Source organism: Bartonella sp. AA2SXKL, assembly GCF_042197205.1.
Taxonomy (GTDB): Bacteria; Pseudomonadota; Alphaproteobacteria; order Rhizobiales; family Rhizobiaceae; genus Bartonella.
In genome coordinates this window covers 1-776 of record NZ_JBHIRN010000110.1, presented here as the reverse complement: position 1 = coordinate 776, position 776 = coordinate 1, and the positions used below count along the sequence as shown (strand labels likewise).

The window sequence follows — 776 nt, the reverse complement described above, 5'->3', positions numbered from 1 at the left end:
CAATATTTTTCTGAAATGGAATTCATTTTTTTTGCAGCATGACCTGCATTATATTTAAGGATTGTGCCACACGTATCACCAGCACTTAGTTTATATGCCCGCGCCAAATAACGCATACCATATTCAAGATTAGTCGCAGGATCATACAGATCTTGCACTGATCCCTTAAAACCCAATCCTCGTGCAGTAGAAGGTTTAATTTGCCTAAAACCTATTTCACCAGCCGCCCCTTTTATAAAGGCCTTATAATCACTTTCAACTCTTACAACAGCATGTGCCAAATTAACAGGAACATTGTACTTATTCGCAAGTTTCTGAATAAGAAACTCATAAGGACGAACAGGAATCTTAGAAGCAATAATCTCTGAGCCTTCACTTGACCCTGCAACATTTAACACGGTATGAGCCAAACTTATATCAAACACAAAAGATATAGCAAATACTGCACTTAAAAGAATTTTCAAAAATTGCATTTTCTTTCTCTTCATTAAGACATTCTTAAATCCTAGCTGCAACGGCTTGGTGGGCGCATTGTACATAGAAAAAAAACGAAAGAGCGGCTTGAAAATGAAAATATTAAGACAATTTCAAGATAAATTTTAGTATTGGAAGAAAATAATTCAATAAACGAATTATATATTTCTGTATTTCATAGGATACTAAAAATTAAAGAAACTATAACATAAGCTTTAATGTGCTAAAAAATAATATACTCTATTACCTATTGAAAGATCTATCATACACCTAACTTTGTGCAGATAAAAACAGTATTAAAA

At 32.9% G+C, this 776-nt stretch carries 1 protein-coding gene; it reads right to left on the bottom strand.

The features are described 5' to 3' along the window. A partial coding sequence (locus tag ACFINS_RS10100; protein ID WP_375706190.1) for a lytic transglycosylase domain-containing protein occupies positions 1-473 on the bottom strand: 473 nt, incomplete at its 3' end. Positions 474-776 lie beyond the last annotated feature (303 nt).